The organism is Paraburkholderia hospita (genome assembly GCF_002902965.1).
Classification (GTDB): domain Bacteria; phylum Pseudomonadota; class Gammaproteobacteria; order Burkholderiales; family Burkholderiaceae; genus Paraburkholderia; species Paraburkholderia hospita.
This window is the reverse complement of sequence record NZ_CP026106.1, coordinates 3,133,591-3,145,897: the sequence shown is the minus strand read 5'-3', so window position 1 is coordinate 3,145,897 and position 12,307 is coordinate 3,133,591. Positions and strand designations below refer to the sequence as shown.

The 12,307-nt window shown below is 62.9% G+C and carries 11 protein-coding genes; 6 read left to right on the top strand and 5 right to left on the bottom strand.

Annotation, left to right across the window (positions count from 1 at the left end):
- Window positions 1-3 precede the first annotated feature (3 nt).
- Window positions 4-1,407 carry an MFS transporter gene (locus tag C2L64_RS32575; RefSeq protein WP_007587775.1) on the top strand — a complete coding sequence of 468 codons (1,404 nt, stop codon included), beginning with the start codon at window positions 4-6 and terminating at the stop codon, window positions 1,405-1,407.
- A gap of 314 nt (window positions 1,408-1,721) precedes the next feature.
- Here C2L64_RS32575 and C2L64_RS32570 read toward each other — a convergent pair whose 3' ends face one another.
- From C2L64_RS32570 to C2L64_RS32555, 4 genes are all read right to left on the bottom strand, one after another.
- Complete coding sequence (locus tag C2L64_RS32570; RefSeq protein WP_007587774.1) at window positions 1,722-2,471, bottom strand: SDR family oxidoreductase; 750 nt, start codon at window positions 2,469-2,471, stop codon at window positions 1,722-1,724.
- A gap of 81 nt (window positions 2,472-2,552) precedes the next feature.
- Window positions 2,553-3,512: a GlxA family transcriptional regulator gene (locus C2L64_RS32565; RefSeq protein WP_007587773.1), complete on the bottom strand. Its 960-nt coding sequence runs from the start codon at window positions 3,510-3,512 to the stop codon at window positions 2,553-2,555.
- A 253-nt stretch (window positions 3,513-3,765) separates the two neighbouring features.
- The gene (locus C2L64_RS32560; protein WP_407671794.1) at window positions 3,766-4,116 is read right to left on the bottom strand and encodes a BON domain-containing protein; all 351 of its coding nucleotides are present in this window, start codon (window positions 4,114-4,116) and stop codon (window positions 3,766-3,768) included.
- 47 nt (window positions 4,117-4,163) lie between these two features.
- Window positions 4,164-5,279: a porin gene (locus C2L64_RS32555; protein WP_039901356.1), complete on the bottom strand. Its 1,116-nt coding sequence runs from the start codon at window positions 5,277-5,279 to the stop codon at window positions 4,164-4,166.
- Window positions 5,280-5,501: 222 nt separating this feature from the next.
- On the opposite strand from C2L64_RS32555, the gene C2L64_RS32550 reads away from it, so the two are divergent.
- The 4 genes from C2L64_RS32550 to C2L64_RS32535 all read left to right on the top strand — a co-directional run bounded on the left by C2L64_RS32550 (window position 5,502) and on the right by C2L64_RS32535 (window position 10,082).
- Entirely contained in the window at window positions 5,502-6,428 is a 927-nt protein-coding gene (locus C2L64_RS32550) for a LysR family transcriptional regulator (RefSeq protein WP_007587770.1), read from the top strand.
- Window positions 6,429-6,538: 110 nt separating this feature from the next.
- On the top strand, window positions 6,539-7,732 hold the full coding sequence (locus tag C2L64_RS32545) for a CaiB/BaiF CoA transferase family protein (RefSeq protein ID WP_007587769.1): 1,194 nt from the start codon (window positions 6,539-6,541) through the stop codon (window positions 7,730-7,732).
- Window positions 7,729-8,676 carry a hydroxymethylglutaryl-CoA lyase gene (locus tag C2L64_RS32540; RefSeq protein WP_007587767.1) on the top strand — a complete coding sequence of 316 codons (948 nt, stop codon included), beginning with the start codon at window positions 7,729-7,731 and terminating at the stop codon, window positions 8,674-8,676. Before C2L64_RS32545 ends, C2L64_RS32540 begins: the two co-directional genes overlap by 4 nt.
- 62 nt (window positions 8,677-8,738) lie before the next feature.
- A complete protein-coding gene (locus C2L64_RS32535; protein ID WP_007587766.1) occupies window positions 8,739-10,082 on the top strand; it encodes an MFS transporter in 1,344 nt (447 codons plus the stop codon).
- Window positions 10,083-10,136: 54 nt separating this feature from the next.
- On the opposite strand, the gene C2L64_RS32530 is transcribed toward C2L64_RS32535, so the two are convergent.
- A complete protein-coding gene (locus C2L64_RS32530; protein ID WP_007587762.1) occupies window positions 10,137-10,862 on the bottom strand; it encodes a GntR family transcriptional regulator in 726 nt (241 codons plus the stop codon).
- A 143-nt stretch (window positions 10,863-11,005) separates the two neighbouring features.
- Between C2L64_RS32530 and C2L64_RS32525 the strand changes: the two genes are divergently transcribed.
- A complete protein-coding gene (locus C2L64_RS32525) occupies window positions 11,006-12,226 on the top strand; it encodes a pyridoxal-phosphate-dependent aminotransferase family protein (protein ID WP_007587761.1) in 1,221 nt (406 codons plus the stop codon).
- Window positions 12,227-12,307: the final 81 nt, after the last annotated feature.

Sequence of the window (12,307 nt, the reverse complement as noted above, 5' to 3'; positions counted from 1 at the left end):
CGCATGAGCACTATCGACAATACGTTTGAGGCACACAGCAGCGCCGGTGTCTCCCATCCCGTGACGCGCGGCTCGATCATTGCGCGGCTCGAACGATTGCCCGCGAACGCGATGCTGGTGCGCGCGCGCATTCTGATCGGCCTCGCGACGTTCTTCGACGGCTTCGACGTCATCGCGATCGCCGCGACGCTGCCGATCCTGATCGGCAAATGGCATCTGACGCCGTGGGACGTGGGCCTGATGATCGGCGCGAGTTCGGTTGGTCAGCTGATCGGCGCGTTTCTGTTTCCGTGGTATGCGGAGCGTCACGGCCGCGTGAAGGCGATCGCGCTGAGTTCGGGGTTGATCGGCGTGACGAGTATTGCGTGCGGCTTCGCGCCTACCTTTGCGGTGTTCTTCGTGTTGCGCATCGTGCAGGGCATCGGGCTGGGCGGCGAGTTGCCCGTGGCCGCGACGTACATCAATGAAATCTGCCGTGCGCATGGACGCGGGCGCTTCGTGCTGCTGTACGAGATCGTGTTCCCGGTCGGCCTGCTTGCGTCGAATGCGTTGGGCGCGTGGATCGTGCCGCGCTTTGGTTGGGAGGCGATGTACTTTATCGGCGGCATGCCGTTGATTCTGTTCTTCGTGCTGCGCAAGCTCGTACCCGAATCGCCGCGCTGGCTCGCTGAACGCGGCCGCATGAACGAAGCCGCCGATGCCGTGCACGCGTTCGAGCGTACCGCCAAAACCGCGCTGCCGCCGATGGAAGATCCCGCCGGTTTCGAAGCGATGGCTGCGCGTCACCCGAAGCGCAAGATGCGCGACCTGTTCGGCAAGGCGTACTGGAAGCGCTCGGCGGCTGTCGCGATGCTGTGGATGACGTGCGGCGTGATCCAGTATGGTCTGTCGACGTGGCTGCCGACGATTTATCGCACGGTGTATCACGCGCCGTTGCAGCTGGCGCTGAATCTGGCTGTTGCCGCTTCCGTGCTCGGTGTGCTCGGTTCGCTGCTGTGCGCGATGCTGGTCGATAAGGTCGGACGCAAGCCGATCATCAACTGGTCGTTCATGTTGTGCGCGTTGTCGCTGGTGATGGCGGGCGTGTTCCATGACGCTTCCGTTTATGTGGTGGCGACGTGTTGTGCGTTCGCGCTCGGCTGGTTGGCGTGTGGGTTTATCACCGCTTATGTGTACACGCCTGAGCTGTATCCGACGAGTATTCGCGCGTTTGGGTGCGGCGTCGGCGGCGCGTGGTTGAAGCTTGCCGCGATCTTTGCGCCGACGCTGGTGTCGAAGACGATGGTCGGTGGGAATCTCGATATGGCGTTTTATCTGCTCGCTGTCGTGCCGTTTTGCGCGGCGCTCGTCGTGAAGTATCTGGGGATCGAGACGAAGGGGAAGGTGCTGGAGCAGCTGGAGGCTTAAGCTTCTCTGACGTGTTTGATGTCGGGCCACGATGCGCGGATGGTTGCGTGTCGTGGCCCGAGTTGCTTTGAGGTGAGGGTTTTCGGGAGTGAAGCGAGTGAGATGATTTTCACTCACCGAATGCGTGGTCTGTCGCGATTGCAGGGGCGGAGAAGCTGGATTTTCCCTGAGATTCAGTGCTTTTGGCGGCAGTGACGAGTAGCGACGTGCTCTTCAATAGGCTCGTAGTACTCGCAACGTGACTCAAAGGTGAGCGTTTTCGGGACTCGCCATACGTGCCGCTTTTCAGTTTTGCTGATATGTCTTGAGCGCGTTCACCCCTGCGGCAACTCCCTCACATCCGCCGTCGCCACCGCCCCAAACGTCTCGCTCAACGCGTAGTCAACCAGCTTGCCCGCCGACTCTTCCGGCGTCGCCAGCTTCCCGCTGCGCTTCAGTTCTTCGAACTTCTCGCGCATCGGGAATTTCTCCAGGCCTGTCGAGCGAATCTCCGCCTGCATGTTCGTATCCACGACACCCGGCGCCACGCTGCAGATGCGCAGCGCGCGATTCTGGTCGAGCGCGACGGAGCGCGCATGATGATCGAGCGCGGCCTTCGTCGCGCAGTAGATGCTCCAGCCCGGATACGGATGGCGCGCCGCGCCGCTGGAAATATGGACGATGCGCCGGTCGCTCGCGTCCGGGCTCGCCGTGGCGAACGCGCTCGCCAGCATCAACGGCGCCGACACGTTCAGCGTCACGGCTTGCGCAATCGCGGCAACGTCTTGCGCTTCGATGGGACCGATCGGCTGCACCATCCCCGCATTGTTGAACAGCAACGCGGTTTGCGCGCCTTTCAGGAAGCTGCGCAACGTGTCGCCAGCGAGAAATTGCGTCAGGTGTTCAGCATTCGCCAGATCGACCGCGACCTGTTCGAAGCCCGCCTGATTCACGAGCGTTTCGTTGCGCGAGCGCGAAATGCCGAGCACGGCGATGCCTTGTGCAAGCAGCCGTTGTGCGAGCGCTTCGCCCAGGCCGCGCGTATGACCCGTGACGATGGCGCGAACGGAAGTAGTAGCGTTCATGTCGATATGCCCGATATTCAGTAAGACCGTTGATCAGCGCACCATTTTCTCACGCGCATTCGACGTGTGCAGCCGCTTCGCTTATTCGTGCCGAAAGCGCTCGCGGTATTGCTTGGGCGTCGCGCCGATGCGCTTCGTGAACACGATACGCATGCGGTCCGCCGTGCCGAAGCCGCAATCGTAGGCGATCGTCTTGAGCGCCGCGCCGCTGCTTTCGAGCAGCTTGCGCGCTGCATCCATCCGCGCCCGCTCGACGAACTCATGCGGCGTCACGCCCGTTTCCTGCACGAAGATGCGCGCGAAATTACGCGCGCTCATGCCCGCCACATCCGCGAGTTGCCTGACTGTGAAGTTATCCCGGATGTTCGCCATCACATGGGTCTGGATCTTCGCAACAGGCGACGTTTCGTCGGCGGGCGCGGTGAGGTACGGGCTGAATTGCGACTGGCCGCCCTGGCGCTGCGAAAACACCACGAGGCGTTTCGCGACCTTCAACGCCGTCTGCGGGCCGTGATCTTCGGTCACGAGCGCCAGCGCGAGGTCGATGCCCGCCGTCACGCCCGCCGATGTCACGAGCCGTTCGTCGCGCAGATAAATGCGGTCGAAATCGACGCGCGCTTTCGGAAACTGCGCCGCGAGTTGCTGCGCGTGCTGCCAGTGCGTCGTGACGTTGCGATCGTCGAGCAGCCCCGCGTGGCCCAACGCGAACGCGCCTGTGCAGATCGAGCCGTAGCGTTCACATCGCGACGCGACGTGCGCGAGCCAGTGCGTCAGACGCACGTCGGGCGTGCTCTCCGGCAAGGCGGGACCGCCTGCGATCAACGCGAGATCGAACGTGCTGCGCTGCTGATCGAAGGTTTCGTCGGCGACGAGCCGGATGCCGTTGGATGCGCGCAGCGGCTCGCTGTCCGCGGCGAGCAGCGCCACTTCATAGCGGTCCTTGCCGTCGATGAACAGATTCGCCTCGGCGAACACATCGAGAGGACCGGCGACATCCAGCGCCTGGACGCCCGGAAAGATCGCTATGGCAACGCTCGGCATTCAGTGACCTCGCAGACAACGCGTGATGGAAAACGGCAGCAGACGACTTGCACGCTGACCGGTCAGGACGGCACAGGCAAGTCGATGACGATGGAAGAGGATAGCAAATATGCTTATCAGCCGATTCGGAGCAAGCAGAAGGCCGGGTCCCGTCTCGCACAGAACCCGGCCTTGGATTTCCCGATGAGAGACTGCCCGGCCTTGCAGGATCGATTGCGGTCTCGCCGGGAAATCTTCCGATGGATCGCGCTTCTCAGAAGGTCGAAAGGGTGAGCGCATTCTGCACGGAAGCCACGCCGGGCACGCCTTGAGCGACGCGCGTTGCCTGTTCGAGCTGCGCTTCTTCGGGTACCCAGCCTTCCAGCAGGATTGCTCCGTTGCGCGCGCGCACGGTAATGCCCGTCGCACGCAAACCCTTTGCGCGCGCAAGCGCTGTCAGCACGCGCTTGCGCAGCGCGCGGTCAGCCGTCTTGCTCGATACAGTGGCCGGGCTCGCCACCGTTCCGGATGCGCTTGCGGCACTGCTCGCCTGCGCGCACACGTGACACGACATCGCGACGGCCATGGCGCCAGCGGCAATATGAGCGGCTCGAATGATTTTCAATTTGCTGTCCTTTTATCGATTGAATGGTTGAGCGGCGCAATTCGCGCTCAGAAGCGATGCGTCATCCCGGCCACCGCGAGTGTCTGGCTAGTGCCGGGGCTCGACACCGCGACACCCGGCCAGCTCATCGTGGCCGTTCCGTTGTTGCGCATGTAGCCACCGCGTGCATAAAGCGCTGTGCGTTTGGAGAGACTGTGGTCCGCGCCGATCTGCACGCCCCATGTGTTGTCATGCACGCCGCGCACGACGCGCTGGAAACCCGCGATTTCGAGAGCATCGGCGGGTGTGGCCTGGATCGTCGCGCCAAGCTCGGAGATGCTGAACGAATGGGCCGCGTTGAGTCGCGCGGCGAGGGACCCGGCGGCCGCATTTTTTGGCCGGTGATAGCCGTAGTTGAACTGCAGATTGACGATGCCAACGCGATAGCTGAGCGCGCTCGTGAAATGCTCGGTGGACAGCGACGGAAGCATGGCAGGCAAACCCGGCACCGTCTTCGAACCCGGATGCTGGTTCTGATACGCCAGTCCGACATAGAGGCCGTAGCCGGAATAGGTTGCAGCCAGATCGAGCATGTTGCCCGTGGAAAGCGGCAGCGGCTGGGTGACGCTGGCTGCGAGCGCATACATGCCCCAGAACTGCGCGCCGCCCACGTTCGGGCTCTTGTAGATGACGGCGTTGCTCGAACGGCCGCCCGCGCTTTGCACGGCGAGTGTGTTGCGGTCGACTGTCGTCGCGGCGGCAGCCAGTGGCGACAGCACTTCGTTCGCGCGGAACGGGTCGCTCGGATAGAGCGCCCAGAATGTCGGCTGATACTGGCGTCCAAAGGTGATCGAGCCGTACTTTTCGTGTGCGAGACTCACCCACGCCTGGCGATAGAACATCGCGGTCGAATCGCCGAAGAATGCGCCGTTGTTGACGTTATAGCCATTTTCGACGTTGAAGACCGCCTTCAGGCCGCCACCCAGATCCTCGGTTCCCTTCAGCCCGAAGTACGAGCCGCTGTTGCCACCGCTGCGCTCCGACCACGACCCCTTGCCGCCGTTGTTCAGGTATTGGCCGAAGACGTCGACCACGCCGTACAGCGTCACACCGGTTTCCGCCGCAGCCCCGCTCGCGGCCAGGAATAGCATCGCGCCCATCATGCTTCGCCTGCTTGAACACATACATGTCTCCCGTTCTGGAACAGGCAGGCCGGCCGTCGTGCGACAGCGTCCTTACGCCCGCCTTTCGAACGACAGTGTGTCAGGCGAATTAATCAGGATAACTACCCTGAACGAGGGGGTGCGCAAACGTCCTTTGTTGATAACCATCGCTCACTGCGGAGCACCCGGACGACATTTGACGCACAATTGCGAATATTCTGTCAGTACGATCCGACTGCCGCCATGGTCCTTAAGAACCTGCTTCGCCGCCTCGACCTCACCACGCTGCAACTGTTCATCGCCGTTTATGAGGAAGGCACGCTGACGCGCGCCGCGGAACGCGAGGCCATCGCCGTCTCCGCAGCGAGCAAGCGGCTGCTCGAACTGGAGCAGGCCGTCGGCGCGACGCTGTTTCAGCGCAACGCGCGCGGCATGACGCTTACGCCCGCGGGCGAAACGCTGCTGCATCACGCGCGCCGTGTGATGCGCGGCATCGAGAACATCGGCATCGAACTCGCGGGCCACGCGAGCGGCGTGCGCGGGTATGTACGGATGATGGCGAACCTGTCCGCGATCGTCGAGTTCTTGCCCGAGGATTTGCGCGCGTTTCTGGCCGTCAACGACCGCGTGAAGATCGATCTCGAAGAGCGGCCAAGCGGCGGCGTGGTCGAGGCAGTCGCCGACAGTCTCGCCGATCTCGGCATCTGTTCCGGCGAAGCGGATGCGCGCGGCCTCGAAGTGACGCATTACCGGCACGACACGCTGTGCGTCGTGATGCGCGACGACCATCCGCTCGCCGGCCGCGCGAGCGTCGCGTTCGAGGAAACGCTCGACAGCGATCACGTCGGCCTGCATTCGGCCAGTTCGATCAACGCGCGCACGCATATGGCCGCGCGCCAGGCGGGCAAGGCGCTGAAGCTGCGCATTCACGTGCCGGGCTTCGACGCCGTGTGCCGGATGGTGCAGGCGGGCATGGGCGTCGGCGTGCTGCCCGTGAACGTGTATCGCATCATGGGGCGGCCGTTGGGCCTCGTGTCCGTCGCGCTCGAAGACGAATGGTCCGAGCGCAGCCTCATCATCGTGACGCGCGATTCGGCGCGTCTGTCGCCCGTCGCGAGACTGCTGTTCGACCATCTGAGTTCCGTGGAAGCCTTATCCGGCAAGGCTTAGCGCCGAGCGTTCGCGGATCGCGAACGGTCCTTGGCGAAATGCGGTTGGACGCTCTGGCGGCGCCCCTTCTAACCTTGTCTCCAACCTGAAACAAGATTGGAGACAGCATCATGAGTGGTCCGTTACAGGGTATTCGCGTCGTCGAAATCGGCACGCTGATCGCAGCGCCGTTCGCCGCGCGCCTGCTCGCCGAGTTCGGCGCCGAAGTCATCAAGATCGAAGCACCCGAAACGGGCGACCCGCTGCGCAAATGGCGCAAGCTGCATGAAGGCACCTCGCTCTGGTGGTATCTGCAATCGCGCAACAAGAAGTCGATCTGCGTGAATCTCAAGTCGCAAGAAGGCGCCGACGTCGTCAAACGTCTGGCCGCCGATGCCGACGTCGTCATCGAAAACCTGCGCCCCGGCGCGCTCGAAAAGCTCGGCCTCGGCTGGGACGTGCTGCACGCAATCAACCCCAAGCTCACGATGGTCCGCATCTCGGGCTATGGCCAGACGGGCCCGTATCGCGATCGCCCCGGCTTCGGCGCGATCGGCGAAGCAATGGGCGGCATCCGCTATACGACGGGCGATGTCGATGGCGCGCCCGCTCGCGTCGGCGTGAGCCTCGGCGATTCGCTCGCTTCGCTGCATGGCGTGATCGGCGCGCTGATGTCGCTGCTGCGCGTAAAGACGGGGCAGGGCGATGGACAGGTCGTGGACGTGTCGCTTGTCGAAAGCGTGTTCAACCTGATGGAAAGCCTCGTGCCCGAATACGATCTGCTCGGCCATGTGCGCGAGCGCAGCGGCGGCGCGCTGCCGGGCATCGCGCCGTCGAACACGTATCGCACGGAAGATGGCGGCTTTGTCGTGATCGCAGGCAATAGCGATCCGATCTTCAAGCGCCTGATGCATGTGATCGGCCGTGCCGATCTCGCCGACGATCCCGCGCTGGCTCGTAACGACGGCCGCGTCGCGCAAAGCGCGATGCTCGATGCCGCGATCACCGCATGGACCTCGCATCAATCGATAGACGACGTGCTGGCCGCGCTCGAACGCGCCGAAGTGCCGTCGGGCCGCATCTATTCGGTGGCCGACATCGTCGCCGATCCGCATTATCAGGCGCGCGAGATGTTGCTGAAGGCCGATTTGCCGGGCGGCGCGTCGGTGAGGATGCCGGGCATCGTGCCGAAGCTGTCGGAGACACCGGGCGAAGTGCACTGGCAAGGTCCGACGCTCGGCGAGCATACGTCGAGCGTGCTCGCCGATCTCGGCTATGAGCAAAGCGAAATCGAGCGGCTGCGCCGCGAAGGAGCCGTGCAATGAACTTCGAATGCGAAACATTCGACAAGCTGATCGTGCAGGAAGTCGCGCCGCGCGACGGCTTGCAGATCGAACCGACATGGGTCGAAACGGCCGACAAGATCGCGCTGATCGATCAGTTGTCGACAGCGGGCTTTACGCGCATCGAGGCGGGCTCGTTCGTCTCGCCGAAAGCGATTCCCGCGTTGCGTGACGGCGAAGCGGTATTCACGCAGATCCAGCGCCGCGCAGGCGTGGTCTTCGTCGCGCTGGTGCCGAACGTGAAGGGCGCCGAGCGCGCGCTGAACGCACATGCGGATGAGCTGAATCTCGTCATGTCCGCGAGCCAGACGCACAACCGCGCGAACATGCGGATGAGCTGCGAAGCGTCGCTGGTCGCATTCGGCGATATCGTGCGGCTCGCGAAGCATTTCCCCGTGTCGTTGAATGCGACGGTGGCGACGGCGTTCGGTTGCCCGTTCGAAGGGAAGATCGACGAAGACCGCGTCGTGTCGATTGTCGATACGTACCGTGAAATGGGCATCGACGGCATCACGCTCGCCGATACGACGGGCATGGCGAATCCGCGCCAGGTCGCGCGGCTCGTCAAGCGCGTGCTGCAACGCGTGCCCGCCGAAGCGCTCACGCTGCACTTCCACAACACGCGCGGCCTCGGTCTCGCGAACGTGCTGGCCGCGTATGAAGCCGGCGCGCGCCGTTTCGACGCGGCGCTCGGCGGCCTGGGCGGCTGTCCGTTCGCGCCGGGCGCATCGGGCAACATCTGCACGGAAGATCTCGTCAACCTGTGCGACGAGATCGGCATTCCGACAGGCATCGATCTGCCGAAGCTGATCGCGCTGTCGCGCACGCTGCCTGCATTGCTCGGTCATGACGTGCCAGGCCAACTGATGAAAGCGGGCCGCAATTGCGACGTGCATCCCGTACCCGATTACGTGCGCGCTATCTGAACATCACCCGACTGAACAACACCGACGACCGGACGACGAATCCGGCCAACAAGGAGACAACCATGAGCACACCAGGCGCAGTCGCGGCGGGCAGCCGTGACGACAAACTAGCGGCCGCGGCCGACATCATCAAGAAGGTCACATGGCGGCTCATGCCGCTCATCATGATCTGCTATCTGTTCGCGTTCTTCGACCGCATCAACATCAGCTTCGCGAAGTTCCAGCTGCAAAGCGATCTCGGCTTTTCGGATACGGCATACGGCCTCGGCGCGAGTCTCTTCGTGATCGGCTACGTGCTGTTCGAAGTGCCGAGCAACATGCTGCTGTACAAGGTCGGCGCGCGCAGGTGGATCGCGCGGATCATGATTTCATGGGGTCTCGCGACGGCCGCGATGGTGTTCGTCCAGAACGAATGGCAGTTCTACGGCCTGCGTTTCGTGATCGGCGCGATGGAAGCGGGTTTTGCACCCGGCGTGCTCTATTATCTGACGCTGTGGTTTCCGGCGAGCTATCGCGGACGCGTCACGTCGCTGCTGTTTCTCGCGTCGGCATTCTCGGGTCTCGTCGGCGCGCCGCTCTCGGGTCTCGTGCTCGGTCAGATGGACGGCGTGTTCGGCATTCGCGGCTGGCATTGGCTGTTCCTGCTCGGCGGCTTGCCTTGTATCGTGCTCGGTATTCTCGTGCTCAAGGTGTTGAAGGATCGCATCGAAGACGCGGGCTGGCTGTCGCCTGCCGAGAAGACGTATCTGTCGAGCCAGATCGCGCAACAGGCGCAGCCGACCACGCATGGCAACTCGCTGCTCGGCGCGATCCGCACGCCCGGCTTTCTTACGCTCGGCCTGATTTACTTCCTGATTCAGATCGCTTCTTATGGCCTGAATTTTTGGGCACCGCATCTGATCCGTGTCGCAGGTACGCAAAACCCGACGATCATCGGTCTGCTGACGGCCGTGCCTTATATCTGCGGCGCGATCTGCATGGTGATCGTGGGCCGTTTGTCGGATGCGTCGGGCGAGCGCCGCAAGTTCGTGAGCGGACTGCTCGTGATGGCGGCTGTCGGTTTCTTTGCTGCGGGCTTCTTCGACAAGCAGACGGTGATGCTCGTCGTCGCACTTGCCGTGCTCGGCGCAGGCGTGATCGCTTCGATTCCCGCGTTCTGGGCGCTGCCGCCGAAGCTCGTGACGGGCGCGGGCGCTGCGGGCGGTATCGCGCTGATCAATACGCTGGGTCAGTTGGGCGGGATCGTCAGCCCGGTGATGGTGGGCCGCGTGCGCGACGTGACGGGCAGCACGACGCCCGCGCTGTATGTGATCGGCGGGTTGAGCCTGGTCTGCGCGTTGATCATTCTGTACGGCCTGCCGCAATCGCTGCGTCAGAAGGACCATACGGGGAGCGCTGGCGCGTGACGCGTCGGTGATGCGATAGAAAAAACGCACGGCATCGAGCCGTGCGTTTTGCTTTTAAGCCTTCAGTTTCGCAGCCGCCGCATCTTCGCGCGACTGCACCTGCAACACCGCATCACGTTTGTCGAGCAAGTGCTGCCGCAAGATCGCGCTCAGACGCTTGCCGTCGCGCGCTTCCAGCGCTTTGAGCATCTCATCGTGATCGTGGATCGCGCTGTCCCACTTCGGAATCTGGAAGTTCGAGCGAAAGCGCAGCGCCTGCAGGCGGCGGTTCACAGCGATATACGTCTGACGCAGCGCCGAGTTGCGCGCGGCCTCGTTGATCTTGTCGTGAATCGCCTGATTACGGCTGTAGTAACCGGCCAGATCGTTCTGCGCGCGGCACGCGAGCATCGCGTAGTGCAGCGCCTTGATCTCGGTGAGTTCGACGGCCGTCATGCGTTCCGCCGCAAGCTCGCCGGAAAACGCTTCGAGCCCGCTCATCAGCTCGAACGTCTCGCGCAATTCCGCTTCCGACATCTTCGACACCGACGCGCCGCGATTCGGCTCGATATCGATCAGACCTTCCGCCGCGAGCACTTTGAGCGCCTCGCGCAACGGCGTGCGCGAAATACCGAGCGTTTCGCACAGTTCGCGTTCGTTCAGTTTCTTGCCCGGCTCCAGCGTGCCTTCGACGATGAAGCGCCGGATGTGTTCGACCACCGTGTCGTGCAAACGCTGGCGTTCGACCTTCGGCATCAGGGGAGGCGGTGTCAGGCCTGCATCAATGTCCGAATTTTGCATACAAAAATCCTCAAGCACGATTTGCACCGATTTTAAAGCATGCAACCCTCCAGCTGACTGCGAGGGTAAACACCGCCTTGGGATTGTCACGAATCGTTTGTTATAGTTTTTTGCATGCAAAATTCAATCGAGGAGATAGACCGATGCTGAAACTCGACTTTCATCCCGCAGGCCGCCACTTTTTGCAGATTCCGGGTCCGAGCCCGGTGCCCGACCGCATCTTGCGGGCGATGAGCTATCCGACCATCGACCATCGCGGCCCGGAATTCGGCGCGCTGGGCCTGAAAGTGCTGGACGGCATCAAGAAGATCTTCAAGACGCAGCAGCCCGTTGTGATCTATCCCGCATCGGGCACGGGCGCGTGGGAAGCGGCGCTGTCGAACACGCTGAGTCCCGGCGATCACGTGCTGATGTTCGAGACGGGCCACTTCGCGACGCTGTGGAAGAAGATGGCCGAGAACCTCGGTCTGAAGCCGGAGTTTCTGGGCTTGCCGGGTATCGAAGGCTGGCGGCGCGGCGTGCAGCCGCAAATGATCGAAGCGCGGCTGCGCGAGGACACGCAGCACGCGATCAAGGCCGTGTGCGTCGTGCATAACGAAACGTCGACGGGCGTCACGTCCGACATCGCGGCCGTGCGCCGCGCGATCGACGCAGCGGGCCATCCGGCGCTGCTGCTCGTCGATACGATCTCGGGCCTTGCGTGCGCCGATTATCGTCATGACGAATGGGGCGTCGACGTCACCGTGTCGGGTTCGCAGAAGGGCTTGATGCTGCCGCCCGGCATCAGCTTCAACGCCGTGTCGCCAAAGGCGATCGAAGCGGGCAAGCAGGCGAAGCTGCCGCGCGCGTTCTGGGACTGGACCGAAATCATCGAAATGAACAAGAGCGGCTACTGGCCGTACACGCCCAATACGAACCTGCTGTATGGGCTGTACGAGGCGCTCGACATGATTCTCGGCGAAGGGCTCGACAACGTGTTCGCGCGGCACGATCGTCTCGCCGAAGCCTGCCGCCGTGCGGTGCGCGCATGGGGCCTCGAGATTCAATGCGCCGATCCGTCCGTATATAGCCCGGTGCTGACGGGCGTGATGATGCCCGATGGCGTCGATGCCGATGCCGTGCGCAAAGTCATTTACGAACGCTTCGACATGTCACTTGGCACGGGCCTTGGCAAGATGAAAGGGCGCATGTTCCGCATCGGCCATCTTGGCGACTGCAACGACCTCACGCTGATGGCGACGCTTTCAGGCGTCGAAATGGGCTTGCAGATCGCGGGCGTGCCTGTCGCGGCGAGCGGCCTGCCTGCTGCGATGGAGTTCCTGATGTCGCAGCCGAACGCAACGAAGCTCAAAGCAGCCGCTTGATTGGCCACTTAAGCAACCGCATAAGCTGCCGATAACCAGACGACGAAGGAAGCGCAAACGGCGACACGTTGCTTCCTTCAT

Bases quoted from the DNA above. Each gene is read 5' to 3' on its own strand.
- C2L64_RS32575 (WP_007587775.1), top strand. From the start codon at position 4: ATGAGCACTATCGACAATACGTTTGAGGCACACAGCAGCGCCGGTGTC.
- C2L64_RS32570 (WP_007587774.1), bottom strand. From the start codon at position 2,471: ATGAACGCTACTACTTCCGTTCGCGCCATCGTCACGGGTCATACGCGC.
- C2L64_RS32565 (WP_007587773.1), bottom strand. From the start codon at position 3,512: ATGCCGAGCGTTGCCATAGCGATCTTTCCGGGCGTCCAGGCGCTGGAT.
- C2L64_RS32555 (WP_039901356.1), bottom strand. From the start codon at position 5,279: ATGTGTTCAAGCAGGCGAAGCATGATGGGCGCGATGCTATTCCTGGCC.
- C2L64_RS32550 (WP_007587770.1), top strand. From the start codon at position 5,502: ATGGTCCTTAAGAACCTGCTTCGCCGCCTCGACCTCACCACGCTGCAA.
- C2L64_RS32545 (WP_007587769.1), top strand. From the start codon at position 6,539: ATGAGTGGTCCGTTACAGGGTATTCGCGTCGTCGAAATCGGCACGCTG.
- C2L64_RS32540 (WP_007587767.1), top strand. From the start codon at position 7,729: ATGAACTTCGAATGCGAAACATTCGACAAGCTGATCGTGCAGGAAGTC.
- C2L64_RS32535 (WP_007587766.1), top strand. From the start codon at position 8,739: ATGAGCACACCAGGCGCAGTCGCGGCGGGCAGCCGTGACGACAAACTA.
- C2L64_RS32530 (WP_007587762.1), bottom strand. From the start codon at position 10,862: ATGCAAAATTCGGACATTGATGCAGGCCTGACACCGCCTCCCCTGATG.
- C2L64_RS32525 (WP_007587761.1), top strand. From the start codon at position 11,006: ATGCTGAAACTCGACTTTCATCCCGCAGGCCGCCACTTTTTGCAGATT.